Consider the following 609-nt stretch of genomic DNA (forward strand, 5'->3'; position numbering starts at 1 on the left):
GAGACCATCATCAACAAAAGCGAGAAGGTCAAGGAACTCAAGAAGAAGGCCAAGGACAAGGAGCTGACGGACAAGCAGAAGAAGCAGCTCACCGAGGAGGAGAAGGAGTACAAGTCCAAGCGCAAGCTCGTGCAGGAGAAGCTGATCAAGTTCGCGACGCGGATTCCTGCGTTCATGTACCTGACCGACTTCCGCGAGAACACGCTGCAGGACGTGATCACCAAGTTCGAGCCAGACTTGTTCCTTGCCGTGACGGGCCTGACGGTGCAGGACTTCCACCTGCTTGTGGGGCTCAAGGTGTTCAATACCGAGCAGATGAACCAGGCGGTCTTCGCGTTCCGGCGTTATGAAGACGCGTCGCTCCGGTACACCGGCATTGATAGCCACCCCGGGCTGACGCACTACGGGCTGTACGACACGGTGGTCGCGAGGGAAGATGCCCCGCCATACAAGTCTGCGGGCTAACAACAGCATGCAGCAGACGGCGCTGCGCGCCGCCGCTGAACCGGAGCGAGCTGTTCTATTCCTGCAGCGCCAAAGCCTCCCAATTCCGTGTCACTCCCATGAAGAGGGGAATCCACAGAAGGGACGGTAAATCCTCAGAATTTC

1 protein-coding gene is annotated in these 609 nt (G+C 58.0%); it reads left to right on the forward strand.

All coding sequences use genetic code 11. The features are described from left to right. Positions 1 to 465: restriction endonuclease (locus L6Q96_23395; GenBank protein ID MCK6557493.1), on the forward strand; the 465-nt coding region annotated here is incomplete at its 5' end. Positions 466 to 609: the final 144 nt, after the last annotated feature.

The sequence above is a fragment of the Candidatus Binatia bacterium genome (assembly GCA_023150935.1).
Classification (GTDB): domain Bacteria; phylum Desulfobacterota; class Binatia; order HRBIN30; family HRBIN30; genus JAKLJW01.